General features: G+C 60.5%; 23 protein-coding genes and 1 tRNA gene. 8 read left to right on the forward strand and 16 right to left on the reverse strand.

Features of this window, described 5'->3' with window-relative positions; translation table 11 throughout:
• Nucleotides 1-15 precede the first annotated feature (15 nt).
• Together B8991_RS01750 and B8991_RS01755 are read left to right on the forward strand one after the other, a co-directional pair.
• Nucleotides 16-1,032 carry an ABC transporter ATP-binding protein gene (locus B8991_RS01750; protein WP_084350073.1) on the forward strand — a complete coding sequence of 339 codons (1,017 nt, stop codon included), beginning with the start codon at nt 16-18 and terminating at the stop codon, nt 1,030-1,032.
• Nucleotides 959-1,768, forward strand: coding sequence for an HAD family hydrolase (locus B8991_RS01755; RefSeq protein WP_084350074.1), 810 nt, complete (start codon nt 959-961; stop codon nt 1,766-1,768). The genes B8991_RS01750 and B8991_RS01755 overlap by 74 nt, the downstream gene beginning before the upstream one ends.
• Nucleotides 1,769-2,095: 327 nt before the next feature.
• On the opposite strand, the gene B8991_RS01760 is transcribed toward B8991_RS01755, so the two are convergent.
• Nucleotides 2,096-2,617 (reverse strand): component of SufBCD complex, encoded by a 522-nt coding sequence (locus B8991_RS01760; RefSeq protein WP_235866506.1) that lies wholly within the window; start codon nt 2,615-2,617, stop codon nt 2,096-2,098.
• Between the two features lie 353 nt (nt 2,618-2,970).
• On the opposite strand from B8991_RS01760, the gene hemB reads away from it, so the two are divergent.
• Both hemB and B8991_RS01770 read left to right on the forward strand, forming a co-directional pair.
• Complete coding sequence (gene hemB, locus B8991_RS01765; RefSeq protein WP_084350075.1) at nt 2,971-3,969, forward strand: porphobilinogen synthase; 999 nt, start codon at nt 2,971-2,973, stop codon at nt 3,967-3,969.
• A 141-nt stretch (nt 3,970-4,110) separates the two neighbouring features.
• Nucleotides 4,111-4,668 carry a lipid-binding SYLF domain-containing protein gene (locus B8991_RS01770; protein WP_084350076.1) on the forward strand — a complete coding sequence of 186 codons (558 nt, stop codon included), beginning with the start codon at nt 4,111-4,113 and terminating at the stop codon, nt 4,666-4,668.
• Between the two features lie 66 nt (nt 4,669-4,734).
• On the opposite strand, the gene B8991_RS01775 is transcribed toward B8991_RS01770, so the two are convergent.
• The gene (locus B8991_RS01775; RefSeq protein ID WP_084350077.1) at nt 4,735-5,004 is read right to left on the reverse strand and encodes an usg protein; all 270 of its coding nucleotides are present in this window, start codon (nt 5,002-5,004) and stop codon (nt 4,735-4,737) included.
• 222 nt (nt 5,005-5,226) lie between these two features.
• Between B8991_RS01775 and gyrA the strand changes: the two genes are divergently transcribed.
• Nucleotides 5,227-7,935, forward strand: a complete 2,709-nt coding sequence (gene gyrA / locus B8991_RS01780; RefSeq protein WP_084350078.1) for a DNA gyrase subunit A — start codon at nt 5,227-5,229, stop codon at nt 7,933-7,935.
• A 256-nt stretch (nt 7,936-8,191) separates the two neighbouring features.
• Here the strand turns inward: gyrA and B8991_RS01785 are convergent, their stop codons facing one another.
• From B8991_RS01785 to B8991_RS01795, 3 genes are all read right to left on the reverse strand, one after another.
• Complete coding sequence (locus tag B8991_RS01785; protein ID WP_084350079.1) at nt 8,192-9,673, reverse strand: carboxypeptidase M32; 1,482 nt, start codon at nt 9,671-9,673, stop codon at nt 8,192-8,194.
• Between the two features lie 3 nt (nt 9,674-9,676).
• Nucleotides 9,677-10,810, reverse strand: a complete 1,134-nt coding sequence (ctaA, locus tag B8991_RS01790; RefSeq protein WP_084350080.1) for a heme A synthase — start codon at nt 10,808-10,810, stop codon at nt 9,677-9,679.
• Between the two features lie 90 nt (nt 10,811-10,900).
• Nucleotides 10,901-11,647 (reverse strand): RNA methyltransferase, encoded by a 747-nt coding sequence (locus B8991_RS01795; protein ID WP_084350081.1) that lies wholly within the window; start codon nt 11,645-11,647, stop codon nt 10,901-10,903.
• A gap of 308 nt (nt 11,648-11,955) precedes the next feature.
• Here B8991_RS01795 and B8991_RS01800 point away from each other — a divergent pair, with 308 nt between their 5' ends.
• The gene (locus B8991_RS01800; RefSeq protein WP_084350308.1) at nt 11,956-12,576 is read left to right on the forward strand and encodes a thiamine phosphate synthase; all 621 of its coding nucleotides are present in this window, start codon (nt 11,956-11,958) and stop codon (nt 12,574-12,576) included.
• 22 nt (nt 12,577-12,598) lie between these two features.
• Here B8991_RS01800 and olsA read toward each other — a convergent pair whose 3' ends face one another.
• The 3 genes from olsA to B8991_RS01815 all read right to left on the reverse strand — a co-directional run bounded on the left by olsA (nt 12,599) and on the right by B8991_RS01815 (nt 14,544).
• On the reverse strand, nt 12,599-13,450 hold the full coding sequence (gene olsA, locus B8991_RS01805; RefSeq protein ID WP_084350082.1) for a lyso-ornithine lipid O-acyltransferase: 852 nt from the start codon (nt 13,448-13,450) through the stop codon (nt 12,599-12,601).
• Nucleotides 13,447-14,217 carry an L-ornithine N(alpha)-acyltransferase gene (gene olsB, locus B8991_RS01810; RefSeq protein WP_084350083.1) on the reverse strand — a complete coding sequence of 257 codons (771 nt, stop codon included), beginning with the start codon at nt 14,215-14,217 and terminating at the stop codon, nt 13,447-13,449. The genes olsA and olsB overlap by 4 nt, the downstream gene beginning before the upstream one ends.
• A gap of 138 nt (nt 14,218-14,355) precedes the next feature.
• On the reverse strand, nt 14,356-14,544 hold the full coding sequence (locus B8991_RS01815; RefSeq protein WP_084350084.1) for a DUF3553 domain-containing protein: 189 nt from the start codon (nt 14,542-14,544) through the stop codon (nt 14,356-14,358).
• A gap of 26 nt (nt 14,545-14,570) precedes the next feature.
• Between B8991_RS01815 and B8991_RS01820 the strand changes: the two genes are divergently transcribed.
• Complete coding sequence (locus tag B8991_RS01820) at nt 14,571-15,173, forward strand: histidine phosphotransferase family protein (RefSeq protein ID WP_084350085.1); 603 nt, start codon at nt 14,571-14,573, stop codon at nt 15,171-15,173.
• A gap of 16 nt (nt 15,174-15,189) precedes the next feature.
• Here the strand turns inward: B8991_RS01820 and B8991_RS01825 are convergent, their stop codons facing one another.
• The 7 genes from B8991_RS01825 to B8991_RS01855 all read right to left on the reverse strand — a co-directional run bounded on the left by B8991_RS01825 (nt 15,190) and on the right by B8991_RS01855 (nt 21,530).
• Complete coding sequence (locus tag B8991_RS01825; protein WP_084350086.1) at nt 15,190-16,455, reverse strand: glutamate-5-semialdehyde dehydrogenase; 1,266 nt, start codon at nt 16,453-16,455, stop codon at nt 15,190-15,192.
• Nucleotides 16,456-16,517: 62 nt separating this feature from the next.
• Nucleotides 16,518-17,624 (reverse strand): glutamate 5-kinase, encoded by a 1,107-nt coding sequence (gene proB / locus B8991_RS01830; RefSeq protein WP_084350087.1) that lies wholly within the window; start codon nt 17,622-17,624, stop codon nt 16,518-16,520.
• On the reverse strand, nt 17,612-18,649 hold the full coding sequence (gene obgE / locus B8991_RS01835; RefSeq protein WP_084350088.1) for a GTPase ObgE: 1,038 nt from the start codon (nt 18,647-18,649) through the stop codon (nt 17,612-17,614). The genes proB and obgE overlap by 13 nt, the downstream gene beginning before the upstream one ends.
• Nucleotides 18,650-18,752: 103 nt before the next feature.
• A complete protein-coding gene (locus B8991_RS01840) occupies nt 18,753-19,298 on the reverse strand; it encodes a GNAT family N-acetyltransferase (protein WP_084350089.1) in 546 nt (181 codons plus the stop codon).
• A gap of 294 nt (nt 19,299-19,592) precedes the next feature.
• On the reverse strand, nt 19,593-19,862 hold the full coding sequence (rpmA, locus tag B8991_RS01845; RefSeq protein ID WP_084350090.1) for a 50S ribosomal protein L27: 270 nt from the start codon (nt 19,860-19,862) through the stop codon (nt 19,593-19,595).
• 13 nt (nt 19,863-19,875) lie between these two features.
• Nucleotides 19,876-20,505, reverse strand: a complete 630-nt coding sequence (locus tag B8991_RS01850; RefSeq protein WP_084350091.1) for a 50S ribosomal protein L21 — start codon at nt 20,503-20,505, stop codon at nt 19,876-19,878.
• Between the two features lie 215 nt (nt 20,506-20,720).
• On the reverse strand, nt 20,721-21,530 hold the full coding sequence (locus tag B8991_RS01855; RefSeq protein WP_084350309.1) for a DUF2059 domain-containing protein: 810 nt from the start codon (nt 21,528-21,530) through the stop codon (nt 20,721-20,723).
• A gap of 309 nt (nt 21,531-21,839) precedes the next feature.
• Between B8991_RS01855 and B8991_RS01860 the strand changes: the two genes are divergently transcribed.
• A tRNA-Ser gene (locus B8991_RS01860) sits at nt 21,840-21,929 on the forward strand.
• 232 nt (nt 21,930-22,161) lie between these two features.
• Here the strand turns inward: B8991_RS01860 and tnpB are convergent.
• Nucleotides 22,162-22,599 (reverse strand): IS66 family insertion sequence element accessory protein TnpB, encoded by a 438-nt coding sequence (tnpB, locus tag B8991_RS21385; protein WP_084350092.1) that lies wholly within the window; start codon nt 22,597-22,599, stop codon nt 22,162-22,164.
• Nucleotides 22,600-22,636 lie beyond the last annotated feature (37 nt).

Raw genomic sequence — 22,636 nt, forward strand, 5'->3', positions numbered from 1 at the left:
CGGAGGAAGTCCACGATGGCCACAGTACAGATCCGAAAACTCAACAAGTATTACGGTAAGATGCAGGCCCTTTTTGATGTGGATCTGGATGTGGCGGACGGTGATTTCGTGGTCTTTGTCGGGCCTTCCGGCTGCGGGAAATCAACGCTCCTGCGCGCCCTTGCAGGATTGGAAGGCATTGATTCCGGCACGGTGAAGATTGGCGGAAAAGACGTGTCGAATGCTGAACCTGCGGATCGTGGCCTGTCGATGGTGTTCCAGTCCTATGCGCTTTACCCGCATATGACCGTCCGCCAGAACATGGAATTCGGGATGAAGGTGAACGGCGTCGCCCCTGCCGAACGCACCGAGCGGATAGATGAGGCCGCGCGCATTCTGCAACTGACCGACTATCTTGACCGCAAGCCGTCGCAACTGTCAGGCGGTCAACGTCAGCGGGTCGCGATCGGCCGGTCGATCGTCAAGAACCCGTCGGTTTTCCTGTTCGACGAACCACTGTCCAACCTTGATGCGAAACTCCGCGTTCAGATGCGGGTGGAGCTTGAGGCTTTGCACAAGCAATTGGCCGCGACAATGATCTATGTGACCCATGACCAAGTCGAGGCCATGACGATGGCGGACAGGATCGTTGTGCTCAACGGCGGTCGCATCGAACAGGTCGGCACCCCGATGGAGATCTATCACACGCCGGACAGCAAGTTCGTCGCCGAATTCATGGGCTCACCGGCCATGAACGTGTTCCGGCACAGCGGCATGCGCGATATGGCTTTGCGCCCGGAGGCGACCTATATCGGCTGCCGTCCGGAACATATGGTTATCCACCCGAAGGGCGGCGGGAATGTCGACGCGGTTGTTTCGAACAAGGAACAACTGGGCGGCGAAAACCTGCTGTATCTGAAACTGGCTGACGGGCTGACCTTGGTCGCACGCGTTGATGGCGACGACCAGACGGCGGTGAATGCCGAGGTCGGCGTCGAACTTCCTCCCAATCGCCTGCATCAATTCGATCAGACTGGCCGCGCGCTGCGATAGGACGGTCCTTTTGGCGCTCAACAACAATGACCCCCGATGCTCCGCCCCCGTCACCGACCTGGTGATCCTGGATTTCGACGGCGTTGTGGCGGATAGCGAGGTCATTTCACTGGGCAGTTTGCAATCCGCCCTGAAAGACTTTGGCGTCGTTTTCGATCTGCCCGAGACGCGTCGTCGCTTTTTGGGAAAATCCCTGAACGCGATCAAAGCCGATGCGAGCCAAATCGCCCCCGAAGGAAAATGGGACGGTTTCGAAAACCACTGGCATTCCATCCTGTTTGAAAGGTTCTCGAAAGAACTGGTTCCTGTTGCAGGCGTGGCCGATTTTCTTGCACGTCTCAAAGCGGATGGGCTCCCCTATTGCATTGCGTCAAGCAGCGGGTTCGAACGCATCTACTTTGCGCTGAGTGTCATGAAGCTGACCGACCATTTCCCCTGTGTTTACAGTGCCCAACAGGTGACGCAAGGCAAGCCAGCTCCAGACCTGTTCCTGTATGCGGCCCGGAGTATGAACATTGCCCCCGAAAGATGCGTAGTGATCGAAGATTCGCCATATGGCATCCTGGCCGCAAGGGCCGCGGGAATGCGTTCAATCGGCTTTCTGGGGGGGCAACATCTTGCAGGATCGCAAAAATCGCATCGCCAATTGCTATTGGCGCAGGGCGCACACGAAATTGTCGATGCTCTCGATGAGATCACGTTTGAGGGACAAGCACATTTGCAGGACCGTGTGTGATTTTTTGTTCTTGGAGCTTTGGCGGTCAAGGGTGCGGGGGGCTATACGCGGGCCGCGCCTAGAAGAGCCGGAACATGTCTGCGCTGATGCCCGGTGCTGGTAGGGGCGGCATCCTGGATGGCCGCCACATTCGTGCGTGATGGCTTGGGATTCAGGCCAGCTTAACCCTAGGCACGCAAGCACATCGTCGTGATCGCGTGCCCGGAAACACGTGCGGGAATGAGGGGCCAGCCCCTCATACTCCCCGGAGTATTTTGGCCAAGAAGAAGCGCAAAAGAGCCTGAGGAGCGGTGGTGTGCCATTTCAAGCGGGGACCTGCGGCGGCCCTTATGATCCCAGAACGCCGACGGACAAGGTCCTGTACATGCCCCAAAGCGTCGTCACGAAAATGGCCGCCATAGCCACGGACTGGACCCAGACACGGTGGCGGTGCAAATGGCGAAAGAGCGCCTCACCCTGAGGACCCTCGGCCCGGATACGTTTTGCGGTAAGCAGCGACAGAAGCGCCACGAAACCCAGTGGCAAGCCCAGAAGAAACAGTGCCTGGGCCAACTCAATCCAATACACCCAGCCAAGAATCAAAAGCCCGGTGAGCATGAAACAACCCAGACCCAGCAGCCAAATTCCGGCCTGATCGACCATGCGGAGACGTCGCAGGACGTTGATGCGGACCATGTCTTCCAGGTCTTGCTCTGCCTGACCACCCTGTCTGCGCGCGGCGGCAATCATGTGGTAGGGCACGCCAAGCACATGGTGGCTGACCATCGACCAGACAGTCGCGAGCATGATCCAGAACCAAATGCTGGAAAACGACCGCATGTCGATTGCCTCGAATATGGTTCCGTACAAATTCTATCCTCTGCCTTTTCCGCGTAATTTCGTGTCGATATGCATGCTGGCCATGACCGTTTGCCCTTAACCGCGCCCTTTCGCAAGACATGCGCGTGCAAATCCGGTTTGGGACGACGGGCCGGGAGTGGCCTGCCACATCGTGAATGCGCCGCAAAGCTGTCCGGTTGCAGGCCTGCACAATGGCGGGCCTGCCCTGTTGCTCCGTCTTGGTTGTCGACAGGCAGTGATGACAACAAATCGTCGGTTGCTTCCGAAGCCCTTTGCCAATTTGCGCACCTGCAAGGTCTGGACAATGCGCCCCCTGACGGTGCATCCAAAGGGCCAGACGCAATTGCCAGAGGTGAACATCCTTGTCACATCAACCGGCCCCCTTCCCCGCCGCCCGGTTTCGGCGCGCGCGCCAGTCCGAGGCCATCCGGTCGCTGGTCCGCGAGAACGCGCTTTGCCCGTCAGATCTTATCTGGCCGATCTTCGTGCGCGATGGCGAGGGGATCGAAGAACCCGTCCCCTCGATGCCCGGCGTCGTGCGGCGGTCGGTCGATCTTGTGGCGCAGGCGGCGCGCGAGGCGTTTGCCATGGGCATCCCGGCGATTTGCCTGTTCCCTTATACCGATCCGGCACTCAAGACCGCCGATTGCGCCGAGGCCTGGAACCCCGAAAATCTGTCGAACCGCGCCACACGGGCAATCAAGGCAGCAGTGCCCGACATGGCTGTGATGACGGATGTGGCGCTTGATCCGTATAACAGTGACGGCCATGATGGTTTTGTCGAGAATGGCGAGATCGTCAATGACCGTACGGTGGAGGCGCTGGTGAAACAGGGGCTGTCTCAGGCCGATGCCGGCGCGGATATTATCGGGCCGTCGGATATGATGGACGGGCGCATCGGCGCGCTGCGTCAGGCGCTTGAGGGCGCGGGGCATTCCAATGTCATGTTGCTGAGCTATGCAGCGAAATATGCCAGCGCCTTTTACGGCCCGTTCCGCGATGCCGTGGGCGCATCGGGCGCGCTGAAAGGCGACAAGAAAACCTATCAGATGGATCCGGCCAATGGTGATGAGGCGTTGCGTCTGGTGGCCCGCGATCTGGGCGAAGGCGCGGATATGGTGATGGTCAAGCCGGGCATGCCGTATCTGGACATTTGCCGCCGCGTGAAGACCGAATTCGGCGCGCCTACCTTTGCCTATCAGGTATCGGGCGAATACGCGATGATCCAGGCGGCGGCGCAGAACGGCTGGATCGACGGAGAGCGCGCGATGCTGGAAAGTCTGATGTGTTTCAAACGCGCAGGCTGCGACGGTGTGCTGACCTATTTCGCGCCCGAAGCTGCGCGCGCGCTGGGAGCATAGCGGACACCCGCCGAACGGCCACGCTTTGGCGTGACAGACGGCGGGTTTCCGCGTATAAACCGGCATAACCGGCCAGAAGCGTCGGATCCGAGGCAATCAGGCGCAACCGACACGCGCCGCATCAGAACGAGAGCAGGCAACATGAGCCAGATTTCCCGACGCAATCTTACACTTTCTCTGGGGGCCCTGCCCCTTGTCGCGGCCTGTGCCAACGGCATCGGCAGTGACGGTCCGCAACGGATCGACGCCCGCGTAGACGCTACCCTGGCGCAGCTTTTCACGAACTTTCCGGGCACGCGCTCTTTGGAAAGCAAATCGACCGGCATGCTGGTCATGCCGCTGGTCACCGAAGCCGGACTTGGCCTTGGCGGTGCCTATGGGCGCGGCGCGCTGCGTGTCGGTGGTGTGACGGTTGATTACTATTCGACGACAAAGGCCAGCGCAGGCATTCAGATCGGCGCGCAACAATATGCGCATGTGCTGTTTTTCATGACCGAAGATGCCTTGCTGAATTTCCGCCGCTCGCCCGGATGGGCCGCCGGTGCGAACGTGCTTTATGCCACGCCGGAAACCGGTGCGACGCTTGGGGCCGAAACGACAACCTCCATGGCACCGGTCATTGCGGTTGTCTTCGGCCAGTCCGGCCTGCGCGTCGGCGCGACTCTGGAAGGTGTGAAATACACCCGCATCATTCCATAGCGACAAGGCGAAACGCCAAGCCAATCGGGGGGCTATATGCCCCCCGCCAAACGTTTTTGCATGTCATCAGTGGTAGGTAAATTCCCCGACGACGTTCTGCCATTCCCCCGATGACAGCATCTTGCGATGGGTGAAGCGGACAGAATGCAACGGGCCTTCGATCTCGTCCTGCCAGTATTCGATGAACCGGAACAGTTTCGGATGATCCGGCGCAAGATCGTATTCCTGCCAGATAAATGTGTTGAGAACATTCCGGTAGTCCGGCATCCGGTAGAACATTTCGGCCGTGGTCAGCCCGTAGCCACGCAGCATCAGTTCGGTTTCGTTTTCCTGCATTGGGAACCTCACGTTTCTTATGGGTCTGTAAATCATGCCGGGCAAAGATTTACTTTTCAATAAAAACAGTGTGTTGGCAGAGTGTTCTGGTGGCTGCCAGAGGAACTTGGTCACACCCATTGCACCCCATATCCTGCCTCTGATATAAGGCGGGCAACAAGATATAGAAAAACAGGAAGATGGGAACCTGACGTGAGCGATACACCGGAACCCCCTGAAAAAATGGGAGAAAATGCACCGGAACGCCCGGCCTATAGCGGGCCGACGGTGTCGATCACCGACGAGATGAAGACCAGCTATCTCGATTACGCGATGAGCGTGATCGTCAGCCGGGCGATTCCCGATTTGCGTGACGGGCTGAAACCCGTGCATCGGCGTATTCTTTATGCGATGCATGAAACCAACAACAGCCACGACAAGCCGTACCGCAAGTCGGCCCGTCCCGTTGGCGATGTCATGGGTAAGTATCACCCGCATGGCGATTCCGCGATCTATGACGCGCTGGTGCGGATGGCGCAGGATTTCTCCATGTCGCTGCCGCTTCTGGACGGTCAGGGCAACTTTGGCTCGATGGATGGCGATAACGCCGCCGCCATGCGCTATACCGAAGTCCGCATGGACAAGCCTGCGGCCTACCTGCTGAACGATATCGACAAGGACACGGTCGATTTTCAGGACAACTATGATGGCAAGGATCGCGAACCGACGGTCCTGCCTGCACGGTATCCGAACATGCTGGTCAACGGGGCCGGCGGGATCGCCGTCGGCATGGCCACCAACATTCCGCCGCACAATCTGGGCGAAGTCGTGGATGCCACGCTGGCACTGATCGAAGACCCGGATCTGAGTTCCGAACAGCTGATCGAATATGTGCCCGGACCCGATTTTCCAACGGGCGGCATCATGCTGGGCCGAACCGGCGCGCGCAAAGCCTACCTTGAGGGGCGTGGCAGCGTCATCATCCGCGCCAGAACGCGCGTCGAAGAGTTGCGCCGCGACCGTTGGGCAATCATCATCGAAGAAATCCCCTATCAGGTGAACAAGGCCACGATGATCGAAAAGATCGCCGAGGCTGCGCGCGAAAAGCGCATCGAAGGCATTTCCCACGTTCAGGACGAATCCGACCGTGACGGCGTGCGCGTGGTGATCGAGCTGAAACGTGATGCCACGGCCGAGGTCGTGCTGAACCAGCTTTTCCGCTTTACCCCGATGCAGACTTACTTTGGCTGCAACATGCTGGCGTTGAATGGCGGACGTCCGGAACAATTGACGCTGCGCGGTTTTCTGACCGCCTTTGTCGATTTCCGCGAGGATGTCGTGGCGCGGCGCACCGCCTATCTGCTGCGCAAGGCGCGCGAACGCAGCCATATCCTGTGTGGTCTGGCTGTCGCCGTCAGCAATGTGGACGAGGTCGTCGCCACGATCCGCGCCTCTGCCGATGCCGCCGAAGCACGCACCAAGCTGATGGAACGACGCTGGCCAGCCGGCGAGATCCTGCAATATATCGCGCTGATCGACGACCCGACCCACAAGGCCAATGAAGACGGCACATATAACCTGTCCGAAGTTCAGGCCCGTGCCATTCTGGAACTGCGCCTGCAACGCCTGACCCAGTTGGGTGTCAAGGAAGTCACGGACGAGTTGGAAGAACTGGCCGGCAAGATCAAGGAATATCTTGAGATTCTGGGCAGCCGCGAACGGATCATGGAGATCATCTCGAACGAGCTTCTGGAGGTGCGCGAGCAATTCGCCGTGCCCCGCCGCACGGAGATCGTCGACTGGTCCGGCGATATGGAGGACGAAGACCTTATCGAGCGTGACGATATGGTCGTGACCGTCACCCAGTCCGGATACATCAAACGCACGGCGCTTTCGGATTTCCGCGCGCAACGGCGTGGCGGCAAGGGACTGTCGGGCATGTCCACCAAGGACGATGACGTTGTCACCACGCTTTTCGTCGCCAATACCCATACGCAGCTGCTGTTCTTCACCACGGATGGGATGGTCTACAAGCTGAAAACCTGGCGTCTGCCGCAGGGTGGCCGCACGTCCAAGGGCAAGGCGATCGTCAATATCCTGCCGATCCCGGTAGGCGTTTCGATTGCCGCGATCATGCCGGTGGACCGCCCCGAAGAGGAATGGGACGCGCTGCAAATCGTCTTTGCCACCAGCGCGGGCGACGTGCGCCGCAACGCGCTGTCGGATTTCACCAACGTGATGCGCAACGGCAAGATCGCGATGGATCTGCCCGAAGGCGTGGAACTGGTGAATGCCCGTATCGCATCCATGGATGATGATGTGATGCTGGTGACAGATTCAGGCCGCGCGATCCGTTTCCGCACCACTGATGTGCGCGTCTTCAAGGGCCGCAAATCGACCGGCGTGCGCGGCATCCGTCTGAACGGCGAGGACCGCGTTGTGTCCATGGCCGTGATCCGTCACTTCGAGGCAAGCCCGCAGGAGCGCGCGACCTATCTCAAGATGCGCCGGGCGATGGCCGGGCTGACGGATGAGGTTGATACCGATGACGACGAAGAAGCCGTCGCGGGTGTCGAGGTGTTCACCCAGGAACGCTATGCAGAAATGTCGGCGGCGGAAAACCTGATCCTGACGATCACGGCCAAGGGGTCGGGCAAACTTTCCTCCAGCCATGACTATCCGGTACGCGGGCGCGGCGGTCAGGGCGTGAATGCCATCGACAGGGCCATGCGTGGCGGGGCCGTGGTTGCCGCCTTCCCGGTCGAGATTGACGATCAGATCATGCTTGCCACCAGCCGCGGCCAGTCGATCCGCGTCCCGGTCGAGGGCATCTCTTTCCGCTCGCGTAGCGCCGGGGGCGTCAAGGTGTTCGACACGGCCAAAGGCGAGGAAGTCGTCAGCGTCGCCTGGATCGCGGATCAGGGCGAGGATGACCCCGCCGAAGAAGGCTGATTTCCCGATCAACGGTAATACCTGAAAACGGGCGGCAATCTTGTCGCCCGTTTTCTTTTAAGAAGGTTTTGGAGAAGGCACTGGACAAGATCAAATCAACGCCCCGGTACAGGATAGACTTCGCGGCTATCCAAGGACCGACCTGATCTTCGACGTCGCGTGAAGGCCGTTGCGATCATGCTGCGCGGGGTCCCCAAAACCATTGCTCCGTTGGGCCGCATAGCCTGCGGTATCTCTAATACTTAGAAGCCGCGCGTCAGACCCCGTAGATCGCGCCGAACTTGGCCTCCAGATAATCCAGCAAGGGCGCCTCGCTGGGTGCCTTACCGCAGGCCAGCGTGATCAGCTCGCGCGGCTCATATAGCCCGCCATGCTGCTGCACGTTCTCCCGCAACCAGCCCGTCGCGCCGCTGGTATCGCCGCGCATCAGTTGTTCATCAAGCTGCGGCACGTCCCGGAGCAACGCCTCGTGCAGTGATCCGGCATAGACATTGCCCAGCGTATAGGTCGGGAAATAGCCAAACAGACCCACCGACCAATGCACATCCTGCAAGCAACCGTTGGAAGGCTTGTTGACCGGATAGCCGAAATCCGCCTCGAACCTTTCGTTCCACGCCTGCTCCAGATCCGCCACGGGCAGATCGCCCGAGATCAGCTGACGTTCCAGGTCAAAGCGGATCAGGACGTGCAGGTTGTATTGCACCTCATCCGCCTCGGTCCGGATATAGTCGCGATGCACCGTGTTGACGGCGGCATAGAAGGCATCAGCACTGTCCACGCCAATATCGCCAAACCTGTCGCGCATCTGCCTGTAAAGATATTCGCAGAAGGCACGGCTGCGGCCGATCTGGTTTTCGTAGATCCGGCTTTGGCTTTCATGCACCCCCATGCTGACCCCTGCCCCCAGCGGCGTCAGCAGGAAATCGGAATGGATATTCTGCTCGTAACAGGCATGCCCAACTTCGTGGATCGTCGAATATACGCAATCAAACGGGTTCTCGGCATCGGTGCGCGTGGTGATACGCACGTCCTGTCCGCTGCCGGAACTGAACGGATGCACGGCCCTGTCGATCCGACCACGCGCAAGGTCGTAGCCGAAGGCTTTGGCGATGGTTTCGGACAGGGCCAGTTGTTGCGCCACGTCGAACGTGCCGCTCAGCCCCTTGGGCGTGGGCGCGCCCAACAATTTCTCGCGCAAGGATACCAACCGGGGGCGTAGCGCGCCGAAGAGGTTTTCCAGAAAGGCGGCAGAGGCGCCGGGTTCGTAATCCTGTATCATCGCGTCATAGGGCGTGTAATCCGTGCCCTCGGCCAGCGCCGCGCCCTCTTCCTGACGCAGGCGGATCACCTCGGCCAGAATCGGGGCAAACCGCTGGAAATCATCCGCCGCGCGGGCCTCTGCCCAGGCACCCTGTGCAAGGCTGGTCACACGCGCCAGTTCCGCCGACAGGCGCGCAGGCACCCGTGTGGCACGATCATGCGCCCGGCGGATATGGCGCATCTGGGCGGCGGCCACAGTGTCCAGCGCGGCATCGTCGATCCCGGCCAGCCAGTCGCCAACGCGCGGATCGGTGCGGCGGGCGTGCAAGACGCCCTCCATCGCGGCCATTTCCTCGCCCCGCTGGGCCGCAGCGCCGCGCGGCATGACGGTTTCCTGATCCCAGCCCAGACGGCCGGACACCTGCTGCAACGCTTCGGTTTCGCGCTGGAATGCCAGCAGGTCCTGATATGCCGACATGGGCTAGCCTCTCACGGATTGAGCATGGGGATATTGCGCGGCAAAGCGCGCCCGCAGGATCAGCACCCAGGCAAGGATCGCGCCCAACTGATGTAGAATGGCGAAATGCAGCGGCGCGGAATACATCACCGTGACGATGCCCAGCACCATTTGCAGCAGGATCATGGCGATCATCGCGTTGAAGGCAAAACGCGTGGTGCCATTGGGCGAACGGCGCGCCCTGAGCCAGACGACGATGGCGCAGACGACCAGCAGATAGCCCGCCATCCGGTGCATGAACTGCACCAGCCCGGCATCCTCGAAGAAATTCCGCCACAGCGGTTCTATCTGGAAAGGATCCGGCGGGAAAAAGCCCCCGGCCATTAGCGGCCAGTCGATATAGTTGCGGCCCGCATCGATGCCCGCGACAAGGGCACCCAGCAGGATTTGCACAAACGCCAGATGCATCAGGCCCGTGCCCATGCCGAACAGTTTGCGTTCGCGGGACCTTCGGGCCTGAATGAGGTCGCGTTCCTCGCGCGACAGCATCAGGATGTACCAGGTCAGAAAGCCCAGGATCACGAAGGCCAGCCCAAGGTGAATCGCCAAGCGGTAGCTGGCCACGCTCAACATCGAGCCTTCCAATCCGCTGGTCACCATCCACCAGCCGACAAAGCCCTGAAGCCCGCCCAACGCCCCCAGAAGCAGCAGGCGCGGTGACCAGCCCGGCGGGATCTTCCGCGCCAGCAGAAAGCCGATGAACCCAAGCGCCCAGACCAGCCCGATCACCCGACCAAGCTGTCTATGCCCCCATTCCCACCAGTAGATCGCCTTGAATTCGGACAGGGTCATGTCCATGTTTTGCAATTCATATTGCGGGATTTTCTGATAAAGCTCGAACTCTGCTTGCCAATCTGCCTGCGTTATTGGCGGCAGAGCGCCGGTCACGGGCTTCCATTCTGTGATCGACAGGCCGCTATCGGTCAGACGGGTGAGCCCGCCCACGAGGATCATCGCCACGACCAGCGCGAAGATCAGCACCAGCCACAGCCTGACCGGCCCGCGCGCACCGCGCTTGGCGCGGTCGATCACGCCGGTCTGCGGGACCGCCTTGTCGCGCGTCTCGACCTCTTCGAAGATGCTGCGTTTCTGGCTCATCAGGCTTTCTCCTTCGCGGCCCGCAAGGCACCGGGTCAAGCCCGGCGCGGGTGTGCGCAGACATTAGGGCTACCCCCCCGTGGCTTCAAGTCAGTCGCCACGTTCCTTCCATCGGACCATCTGCCGCAGGATGCCGTGCAGCATCTGCACATCGGCACGCGTCATCGGCATCCTGCTCCAGAGGTTGCGCAGGTTGATCTTCATGCTTTCGGCCTTGGCTTCGGGAAAGAAGAACCCGGCCGTGTCCAGGCGTTCCTCGTAATGCTTGGCCAGCGCGTCCAGTTCCTTTACGTTGGCCCATTCGGACCCGCCCATGGCCATGTCCTCGGCCACGACATCAACCGTTTGGCGGCGCCATTCATAGGCGGTCAGCAGAACACATTGCGCAAGGTTCAGCGAGGCGAAGTCCGGGTTAACAGGCACCGAGATGATGGCATTGGCCTGTGCGATATCGGCGTTTTCCAGCCCCGCGCGTTCCGGCCCGAACAGCACGGCGACCTTCTCGCCGCGTGCAATCCGGTCGCGGGCTTCTGCCATGGCACGTTCGGGGCTGAGCACAGGTTTCGTCAAGCCGCGCGGTCGGGCCGTTGTCGCCAGAACGTAGGTGCAATCGGCCACGGCCTCTGCCACAGTCCCCGCCACCTGTGCCTCGTCCAGCAACCGTCCGGCACCGGCCGACATGGCGGTCGCATCTGGATTGGGCCAGCCATCGCGCGGCGCGACCAGCCGCATCCGGTCCAGCCCGAAATTCCACATCGCGCGGGCCGCGGCACCGATATTCTGACCCATTTGCGGGCGGACGAGCACGAAGGCAGGCTGGGGCGTCTCGGACGGCATGAAGTCTCCGGTGTGGTTTCGCGGTTCCCGATACGCAAGCCGCCCCCGGACTGCAAGAGACGCGGGCGCAGATCATCATGCCATGACCGGTTTTGCGCGGCTAGAATGCCTGCAAACCACACGGGGCGCTACCGCTGCCGAAGGATGCCTGCGATAATGAAACCATCCAGAAGAGGCTGACACAGATGGCCGTGGCCTTTGTCGGCTCCTTGTTTGACAAATAGGCCCGCCGCGCTGTGCAAACCCCCATGGCCAAGGGCAAAAACCCGCGCTATAGAAGGCGCTCGACAGCTTTGGGAGCCAAAATGATGGCCGAGACGGAAACGCCGCAAATCTATCTCATCACTCCGCCGGAATTCGAGCTGAGTACCTTTCCCGAGCTTCTGGGCCGTGTGCTGGACAGCGCCGAGATCGCCTGCATCCGCCTGGCCCTTGCCACACGGGACGAAGACCGCATTTGCCGCGCGGCCGACGCCGTGCGCGAAGTCGCCCATACCCGCGACATTGCGCTGGTGATCGAGGAACATGTCCTGCTGGCGCAGCGGATCGGGTTGGACGGGGTCCATTTGACCGACGGGTCGCGCTCTGTGCGCAAGACCCGCAAGGATCTGGGTGCGGATGCGATTGTTGGCGCGTTTTGCGGACAGTCCCGCCATGACGGGCTGATTGCCGGTGAAGTTGGGGCCGATTACATCAGCTTCGGCCCGGTCGGAGACAGCCCCCTGGGCGACGGAACGCGTGCAGAAACAGAACTGTTCGAGTGGTGGTCCGAGGTCGTCGAGGTTCCGGTGGTTGCCGAGGGCGCGCTTGACGTGAAGACCGTGGCTGAACTTTCAGGCTATACGGACTTTTTTGGATTTGGCGAAGAGGTCTGGACAGCAGATGATCCGGTGAAGGCACTGTCCGACCTGATCGCGGCGATGGGGTAAGGCACCGACGCGCGAAACATCGCTAGGATCGCTCTCTTAGCTTCTGATTTTCCAATGACTTCTTATGGCTTTCGCGCACCGAATCTTCTGTAGCGCGGGCCAAACTCTTGCGGTTCGGAAAATCGTCGACACGCAAAGGCGCATGGTAGATCAGTTCTATCCACCCCTGACGCCGCGCTGCCAGTGTTTTGAGCAGATGCGAGCCGAAATCCATATCGCCCCACCATCCATAGAAGCGCAGGCTTTCACCCTTCGGCGCATGATACACCAGCGTGACCGGCTGAACCCAGATCCTGTGCTTCAGGTGTTCGGAAAAGAACGCCGCGTAAAGCGTTGACTTGAATGGAAGTACACGCAGTCCATCGGTCGAGGTTCCTTCGGGGAAGAACAGCAGCTTGTGCCCGGCCAGAAGTCTGTCCTCGAACAACCGGGTTTGCGCCCGCGCTTGTCGCGGATCACGCCGGATAAACAGCGTTCCCGTCGCCCGCGCCAACCAGCCGATGCCGGGCCAGCCCGCGACTTCAGATTTCGAGACGAAATAGATATTCTTTCGCGAGTTGAGCACGAAAATATCCAGCCAGGACGAATGGTTGGCGACGATTGCACCATGATGCTGCATCTGCTGGCCGCGCACCGTCAGCCGTAACCCCATCAACACCAGTGCCACCCGGCAAACGCTCTGAGTGACATAGGGCGTCCACGGGCGCTGCACCCCGTTCAGCGGCCTTTCGATCAGGCGCAACAACAGCAGCACACCCAACCCGCCGAACACCACCGTCCCGACCGCCAACCCCCGCAAGACAACACGAAGCCAGCCTGCCGGGCCAATGCGAACCGGCTCTTCCGGCTCATCTGCATCCCAAGTGCCGCTCATGCGTCGCTGCGTTGATAAAGCGATCTCTGCCGCTGATTCATCCGTGCAGTGTCCATCACCAGGCAGACATCGGTCGTATTGAACTGGGTATCGACAAAGACACCGTCCCCGACAAACCCACCCATCCGCAGATAGGCCTTTATCAACGCGGGCGTCTCGACCATCGCACGGCGACGGTCGATCCTGTCCTCGGGCAGCAGATCCATCGGGTGATAGCTCCGCGCCCGCACCCGCAACTCAGGCGGGGCAAGATGGCGCGCCCGCAAAAGCGATAGAGGTTGCGCCAAGGCCTGCGGATCGGTGCCGTGAAAACTGGCCACGCCGAACAGGATTTCAATCCCGTGTTCTTGAACGTACTCCGCCAGCGCCCCCCACAGATGCACCATCGCCGTGCCTCCGCGGTGATCGGGGTGAAGGCACGACCGCCCCAGTTCCAGCAAACGCCGTCCCGAGGCGCGCAGCGGCGCAAGATCATATTCATCCTCGGAATAGAACTGCCCAGCAGCTTTGGCCTGATCGCTTCGCAAAACCCTGTAGACGCCGACAACAGATAAATCGGTGCCAGCCGGCGCGTGAGTATCAAGCAGAATCAGGTGATCGAAATAGGCATCGAAACGGTCACGCTCCAGCCCGGCAGCGTGGTCGACAAGCACACCGTCGCCGCCCAGTTCACGGATAAACACGTCATAGCGAAGCCGTTGCGCCGCTGTGACCTCTGCCCGGCTTTGCGCCAGCCGCGCGACATATCGAGGGAGTTCTGAGTGCATTCCGTCCGGTTCTATTGTTGCGCTGAGCGAACACATTAATAAGACTGCCCGTTGCAAGATCGCAACCGTTTTGCCACTGGCAATTCAACCTTGGGGTGATCTAAGGTTGCGTTTACCATTCGTAAAGACTCCTATGTCCTAGTCGTCGGCATCAAACACCGGCACCAGACTCACGCGGGAACCTTCTATGACTTTCTTTCCGGCTTCGCGAAAATTCACGGTGATACGTCCGGCAATATTGGATTGCACCTGTCCCAGCCCCCAATCAGGGCAGTCTGGATGGCGCACAATCATTCCTGGCTCCAGAAAAGCGTTCAGGTCGTCCATGACGGCTCCTGTCGTGAGGGGGACCAATGATGCAGGGTAACGCGAACCTGGCAGAGTTGATAGGCTCTCGGATCTGTCATGACCTGATCAGCCCGATTGGCGCAATCCAGAATGGGTTGGAACTGATGTCGCTGACCGGCGAAATGGGACCCAGCCCGGAGATGGACCTGATTTCGGAAAGCTGCGCGCATGCCAATGCCCGGATCCGGTTTTTCCGCGTTGCATTCGGATCCACCGGGGGCGGGCAATCGCTGAGTGCCGGCGAAGTGCAAAGCATCATCGCGGGCATGTTTCAGGGCGACCGGCTGAGCGCGACGTGGAATCCCCGCGACGCCACGCCCCGCGAAGAGGTGCAACTGGCGCTATTGGCCCTGCTTTGCATGGACAGGGCGTTAAGTCGCGGCGGAGAGGTCCGCATCGACTGCGATCAAGGCGAATGGCATCTGTCTGCAAGCGGTCCTCAGCTTCGTGTTGATCCCGAAATGTGGAAACTTCTGCGTAATGCCACCGGCGGGTCGGATGTCATGCCCGCCGATGTGCAGTTCCCGTTGCTGTCGGTGCGCGCAAGCGACCTTGGGCGCGATATTAACTGGCGCGAAAACAGCGAGACGCTGGATATCCGGTTCTGAGGCCTGATCCGCGCAATCAGTCGCGCAAAGTGCCATCGCCCGTCACGATATACTTGAAGCTTGTCAATTGCTCTGCGCCCACCGGACCGCGTGCATGCATCTTGCCGGTGGCGATACCGATCTCGGCACCCATGCCGAACTCTCCCCCGTCGGCGAACTGGGTTGAAGCATTGCGCATCAGAATGGCGCTGTCCAACCGCTCGAAAAACCGCTCCGCGGCGGCGTCATCCTCGGTGATGATGCAATCGGTGTGGTTGGAGCCATACTGCCGGATATGGGCAATCGCTGCATCAATATCCGGTACGACCCGCGCAGCAATATCCATATCCAGATACTCGCGCCCCCAATCGTCGGTCGAGGCCGCCTGCGTGCCTTCGATGGTCTGAAGCGTCTCATCCGCATGCACGCGAACGCCTGCGTCGATCAAGGCGCGAATGACGCCCTGGCCCACCGTGTCCAAAGCCTCTTGATGGATCAGCACACATTCGGCGGCACCACAAATTCCGGTGCGCCGCGTCTTGGCGTTCAGGACAATGTTCAGCGTCTTGACCGGATCGGCGTCCTTGTCGATGAAAATATGCACAATGCCTTCAAGATGGGCGAAAACCGGCACGCGTGCCTCGCGCTGAACCAAGCCGACAAGGCCCTTGCCTCCACGCGGCACGATCACGTCGATCGTGTCTGTCATCGTCAACATTTCGCTCACGGCGGCACGGTCGCGGGTGGGCACAAGCTGGATCGCATCTTCGGGCAGACCCGCTATGCGCAAACCTTCGACCAGACAGGCATGGATCGCCTGCGAGGAATGAAAGCTTTCGGAACCGCCGCGCAGGATCACCGCATTACCGGCCTTGAGGCACAGCGCCCCGGCATCCGCCGTCACGTTGGGGCGGGATTCGTAGATCACGCCGACGACGCCCAGCGGTGTGCGGATGCGCTTGATATGCAGGCCTGAGGGCTGGTCCCATTCGGTCATCACCGCGCCCACCGGATCATCCTGCCCCGCCACGGCGCGCAATCCGTCGCAAATTCCCTTGATACGCTCGTCGGTTAGCGAAAGCCGGTCCATCATCGCATCGGTCAGACCCTTTTCGCGGCCGAATTCCAGATCCTTGGCATTCGCGGCGACGATGTCGGCCCGCGCGGACCACACGGCATCGGCGGCAGCCTCAAGCGCTCGAGCTTTGGCCGACGGGTCGGCATAGGCCAACTTTGCGGCGGCCGCTTTGGCACGTTCACCAATCTCGGCCATGACGGCGGGAATGTTATCGAGGTCTTTCATGGGTCAACCTTTCGCATGGGGCCGGGCGGAAACGGCCGCGGACAGTATAACAGACGACGCGCTCACAGCGCCATATCATCGCGGTGGATCAGTGCGGCCCGGCCGGGATAGCCCAGCAATGCCTCGATCTCGTCACTGCGATGGCCGGAAATCACGCGCGCCTCTGCGGCGGTATAGCGCGACAGCCCCTGCCCCAGAGTACGGCCAGACAGATCGCTGATCTGCACCGGATCACCACGCCCGAATGTGCCGGAAACTTCGGTGACACCCGCAGGCAGCAGACTGTTGCCCTGTCCGAGGGCGCGCGCGGCCCCTTCATCCAGCACAAGCGTTCCGCGCGGTTTCATCGCCGCAATCCAGCGTTTGCGCGCGGCATGCGGATCCAGCAATGGCGTGAACCAGGTCGCGGGCGCGCCGTTCTCCAACGCGCGCAGCGGGTGCAGCACAAAGCCATCGGCGATGGCCATGGCACAGCCAGACGCCGTCGCGGTCTTGGCCGCCATCAGCTTTGTCTTCATGCCGCCCTTGGAAAGGCCCGAACCCGCATCGCCTGCCATGGCCTCGATCTCTGGCGTGATTGCGTCGATGACATCGTATCGGCGCGCGGTCGCGTCCGTCGCCGGGTTGGCCGAGTAGAACCCATCGACATCCGACAACAGGATCAACTGGTCCGCCCCCACCGTGACCGCGACCTGAGCGGCCAGCCGGTCATTGTCACCATAGCGGATCTCATCCGTGGCCACGGTGTCGTTCTCGTTGACGATCGGCACCACGCCGAAGCCGACCAGCGTCTCCAGTGTGGCGCGGGAATTGAGGTAGCGACGGCGGTTGGCGCTGTCCTCCAGCGTGACCAGCACCTGCGCGGTGGTGATGTCATGCGGGGTCAGCGCCTCTTCGTAAGCGCGGGCCAGGCGGATCTGGCCAACTGCGGCGGCGGCCTGGCTTTGCTCCAACGCGAGAACCGTCTCGGGCAGGCGCAGCACACCGCGACCCAAAGCGATGGACCCCGAAGACACAAGGATCACATCCGTCCCGCGCGCCTTGATCCGGGCCACATCCGCGGCCAGCGCGTGCAGCCATTCGGATCGTAACGCACCTGTGGTCCGGTCGACCAAAAGGGCCGAACCGATCTTGACGACAAGCCGCTTCGCCTGACTTAGGGACGCCACGCTTCCGTCTCCTGCTCGGGGCCTTTCTGGCGGATGCGGTCCTCGGAAATCTGTGCCCGCACGGCGCGCAGCACCTCGGGCAGGCCTTCACCGGACACGCCGGACATCAGCATGACAGGACCGCCCACCACGGCTTCCAGCTCTTCTTTCAGGAAGGCGCGTTCTTCGTCGTCCAGCGCGTCGATCTTGTTGAGCGCCGTCACGCGCGGTTTGTCCGCCAGCGCAGCACCGTAAGCTTCAAGTTCGTCGATAATTGTCCGGTAATCCACCATGGGGTCGCCCGATGTGCCATCGACCAGATGCAAAAGCACAGAGCATCGTTCGACATGGCCAAGGAACAGGTCACCCAGCCCCCTGCCCTCATGCGCGCCTTCGATCAGGCCGGGAATATCGGCCATCACGAATTCCGCGCCATCAATGCCGACAACGCCAAGATTGGGATGCAGCGTGGTAAAGGGATAGTCTGCAATCTTCGGCCGCGCATTCGAGGTGGCGGCCAGAAAGGTGGATTTTCCCGCATTGGGAAGACCCAGCAGGCCCGCATCCGCGATCAGTTTCAGCCGCAGCCAGAGCGTCCGTTCCACACCCTCCTGCCCCGGATTGGCACGGCGCGGTGCCTGGTTGGTGGAGGTCTTGAAGTTCAGGTTGCCCCAGCCGCCATTGCCGCCCTTGGCAAGCAGAACGCGCTGGCCAAGCTCGGTCATGTCGGCAATCACCGTCTCTTCGTCTTCATCGAGGATTTCGGTGCCCACAGGCACCCGCAGCACGATGTCTTCGGCCGTCTTGCCGGTGCGCTGCTGGCCCATGCCGTGCTGACCGTTATCGGCGAACCAATGCTGCTGATAGCGAAAGTCAATCAGCGTGTTCAGCCCATCGACCGCTTCGGCCCAGACGTTACCGCCATTGCCGCCGTCGCCGCCATCGGGACCGCCGAATTCGATATATTTCTCACGGCGGAAGCTGACTGCGCCGCCCCCGCCCGAGCCCGAGCGGATGTAGACTTTGCACAGATCTAGGAATTTCATCGGAGCCCCCGGAGGTTTTGCCTGTCAGGCGTTACTGTGTCTGGCGTCAAGGCTCAAGCCCCGAGGTGGTCTGCGGCGCTTGACCCAGCGCCGCAAAAGCGGCCTAGCCGCGCAGTTTCTTGATGTAGGTCCAGGTCGGAACCGTGGCGTTGCGCGCGACACAGAAAACTTCTGCGTCACCAATATATTCAAAGCCGCAATTGGTCAGCACCCGCGCCGACGCCGGATTGTCCTGAAACACGCTTGCGAACATCGTCTCATTCTCCAGCGGATTCGCTGCGACCAAGGTCTCTACCGCCTCGGACGCATGGCCGGTGTTCCAGTAGGCAGGCGCAATCCAATAGCCGACTTCGGATTGGTTGCGGTCCATCTTCTCAAGCGAGATGATCCCCATCACTTCCGGCCCCTGGATTTTCGTCCCGTCGATCACCCAGACGTCCTCATCACGCACCGGTGCCTGTGCCCGTTCGATGAAAGCCTCAACAGTGCCCGGCGGCAATGGATGCGGGATAGAGGCGGTCATCTGCGCGACGCGTTCGTCGCCTGCATGCAGTTCGATCAGGCCAATATCGCTTTTGCGCAACGGGCGCAGGTCAAAGCGGTGGGCTTGAACAACCGCTTGCGGGTTGATCTTCTGGTCAAGGCTCATCGGGTTCCTCCCTAAAAGAGCGTATGGCTGTTGCCGCATATAACGGACACAGGATTATGGTTGCCCGGCGCACTACGGCCGCCGTCGATGGGCTTGTCGCGCCACGTTCCAGACATTTCAGCCGGATGAGAAAACCTGCGTAACCTATCCTGATAGATGGCGATTGGCGCTTTGGCTTGCAAGACGTGCCTCCGCAGATCGCTTGATCTGCCACGTCCGCCAAAGTTATGAAATAAGAAAAAGGGACCGGCCCCGAAGCCGATCCCCCAAATTGTATCTCACCAATGGGTCGGCTTATTCAGCGGCCTCCGCCACTGGCAGAACCGAAATAAAGGTGCGGCCCTTGAGGCCCTTGTGGAACGTCACCTTGCCTTCTTCGGTGGCAAAGATCGTGTGGTCGCGGCCAAGGCCGACGCCCTCACCCGGCCACCACTTCGTGCCGCGCTGGCGGCAGATGATGTTTCCGGGGATTGCATGCTGCCCACCGTAGAGCTTTACGCCCAGACGGCGGCCGGCAGAGTCGCGACCGTTGCGGGAGGAACCGCCTGCTTTTTTATGTGCCATCTTTCAGCTCTCCTTACTTCGATGCCAGATCTTTGGCCTGAGCGATCCAGCCTTCACGCTCGATCCGGCCCTTGAACGACAGTTTCTCGTCCATCTCGGTGACGTCCGCTTCGGTCCAGGCTGCGATTTGGGCGAATGTTGTCACGCCGTTTTCATGCAGTCTTTTTTCCAGCGCGGGGCCGACGCCCGACAGTTTTTTCAGGTCATCACCGCCAGCGGCTGCGGCTTTCGGCGCGGCTTTCTTAGCGGCAGCCTTTTTCGGTGTGGCAACGGGCACGCCTGCGACTGAACCGGCACCTACGGCGGCCTTCACACCGGATGCATCCGCGCCAGAGGCAAGAATGTCGGTAATCCGCAGCAGCGTCAGTTGCTGACGGTGGCCCTTGGTGCGCTTGGAGCTGTGCTTCCGGCGGCGCTTGACGAAGTTGATGACCTTGTCACCCTTGATCTGGTCGATCACGTCGGCCTGCACGGCAGCATCGGCCACCAGAGGTGAACCGACAACGGGGCTGTCGCCACCAACCATCAGAATCTCGTTGAACTGGATCTTGTCTCCAGCATCGGCAGCCAGCTTTTCCACCCGAAGCACATCGCCCGACTGTACTTTGTATTGCTTGCCGCCGGTTTTCAGAACCGCGAACATTTCGGTCTTCCTTGTCTCTTCCGCGTCCTGTGGCCCCGGCCCTGCCGGTGTTCATGGGCCTGCGCCCGCCTCGAACTGCGTGCCCCTTTGCGGGACAACGTTAATAAAAACACGACAGCGGAGCCAAAAGCCCCGCCGAACATGTCGGGCGCTTATCGTGAACCGCCCCCCGATTGTCAAGCTTTCAAACTGGCTTTCTGACGGATGTCCCGGGCCTACAGGTCCTGACCCTGCATCTGGCGCGCGGCAGCCAGTCCAAGTGCATATGAAATATCACCGTACATATCGTCAAACCCGGCAAACAGCGCCCGGTTCATGGCCGCCCCAGCCTCGGTTCGCGATAACGCGGTATAATCCTCGATGACCTCCGGCTCCAGCGGGCCGTACGCCATCAAAAGATACCCGTAAAGCCATTCGCGCGTATCAACGCGGGTTTCTTCCTCCTGTGCCCAGACATCCGAAACAATCTCGTCTTCGGACATGCCGACCGCGCCGCCCTCGGCCAACCCACGATAGAACTGATAGCTGGAATTCAACGCGCCGACGACATTGGCCTCGATCAGATCGTTGACCTCGACAAATTCGTCGAGCAACCGCAGGCGATCATCGTCACTGCCATCAAGATTACGAAACGCGGCGCGGGCCTGCTCTTCGACATCCTCATCGACCAGGGCCCGCCTGGCACTGATTTCCAGCCTGACGATGCGCTGGCCTTGTGTGGTGCGAAAAAACGCAAGCAGCGGATCCAGATCGGTATCCGCCAACGCTTCACGGAACCCTTCGCGGACCGAGGCTTCCATCTTTTCGACTGAATAGATCCGCTGAACCGTTGCGTTCCAGCTTGGGCTTGGACCGCCGGGGATCAAATCCTCGGCCAGTTCCGCACCATAAGCAACCCCCTCGTCCTGCATCACCGCGATCACCTCGGGGATACCAAGCGCATCCAGCAACGCGTCTGCCTGGCTGCTCGCGGCAGGCAGTGCCAGGAATATAAAAGGCAGTGCCAGAATTTGACGAAGAAACATGATGGGCATCCATTGTAGCGGTTCAGAACGTCAATTAGTCCCTTGACGCGCGATTTCCAAGCCGTGCCGCATCGCCGACGAGGACTGCGGCAGTTACACTGTTCGATTTACCGGCTGCACAATTGGTGGTCGTCGGTTGGAAAATCGTATTGCCGCGCGTCACGGTCTTCCGGTTTTGCATGCTGCGCCCGACCGATGGGCCTGATCCCGAACACAGATGCCGACAAAGATTTCATGCCTCAATCAGTGACTTTTGCGGTTGCACCCCACCGCCAGAGCCGCTAAATGCCACCTCCACCAGACCCCCGCGGAGAGGTGCCGGAGTGGTCGAACGGGGCGGTCTCGAAAACCGTTGAGGGTGCAAGCCTTCCCAGGGTTCGAATCCCTGTCTCTCCGCCATAAAACCTGCATAGGTTTCGGATTTTACTTTCCCAATACAGCGTCTTAGTAAAGCGCAGGCACACCTGAATGCGTCAGGTTGCTAGACAATTTGCTACACGATTCTTCTCGTTCACAGTGCGGCGTGCTGACATCTTCAGCAGCAGAAGGGTCTCCAGCGCGCCTGAAGCGGGGTGTCTAAGCCCGCGCATCTCAGGGGAAGATTGTGAATAGAGTGACCGGCGCAACTCGTTCAGGGCGTCTTGGGCGCGCAGCAGTCATGCACGGTTTGCAGGGCGTCGACCTGCGCCCGGCTCAGCGTGATGATACCGTCGCGGATCGCGGGCCAGGGGAAAGCGCGTTCCTCCAAGCGCTTGCAGGCCGTCACAAGTTCGCTTCCGTCCCGGAACAGGATCGTCATCCGATCGGCGCGCTTCGCCCGAAAGACGCAGCCCATGCCGGTGAACGGATCTACCTCCAATTCCGACGGGATCAGGGCGACGAGACCGTCATGACCCTTCCGCAAGTCTACGGGCTTCGTCGCCACCGAGATCCTGACGCCCTGCGAGGACATCAGCCACAACGTGGGGCGGGGCCACCGCTTACAATACAATTGAAATTTTGGGCAGGCTGCATTCGTGTTCGCCAACGCACCCTCGTCAGGTATCGGTACGGTCCGTCCTGCATGCATGCATTGAATTTCAAAGGCTTAAAACCGATCCTTCTTA

This window comes from Primorskyibacter flagellatus (assembly GCF_900176485.1).
Classification (GTDB): Bacteria; Pseudomonadota; Alphaproteobacteria; order Rhodobacterales; family Rhodobacteraceae; genus Primorskyibacter; species Primorskyibacter flagellatus.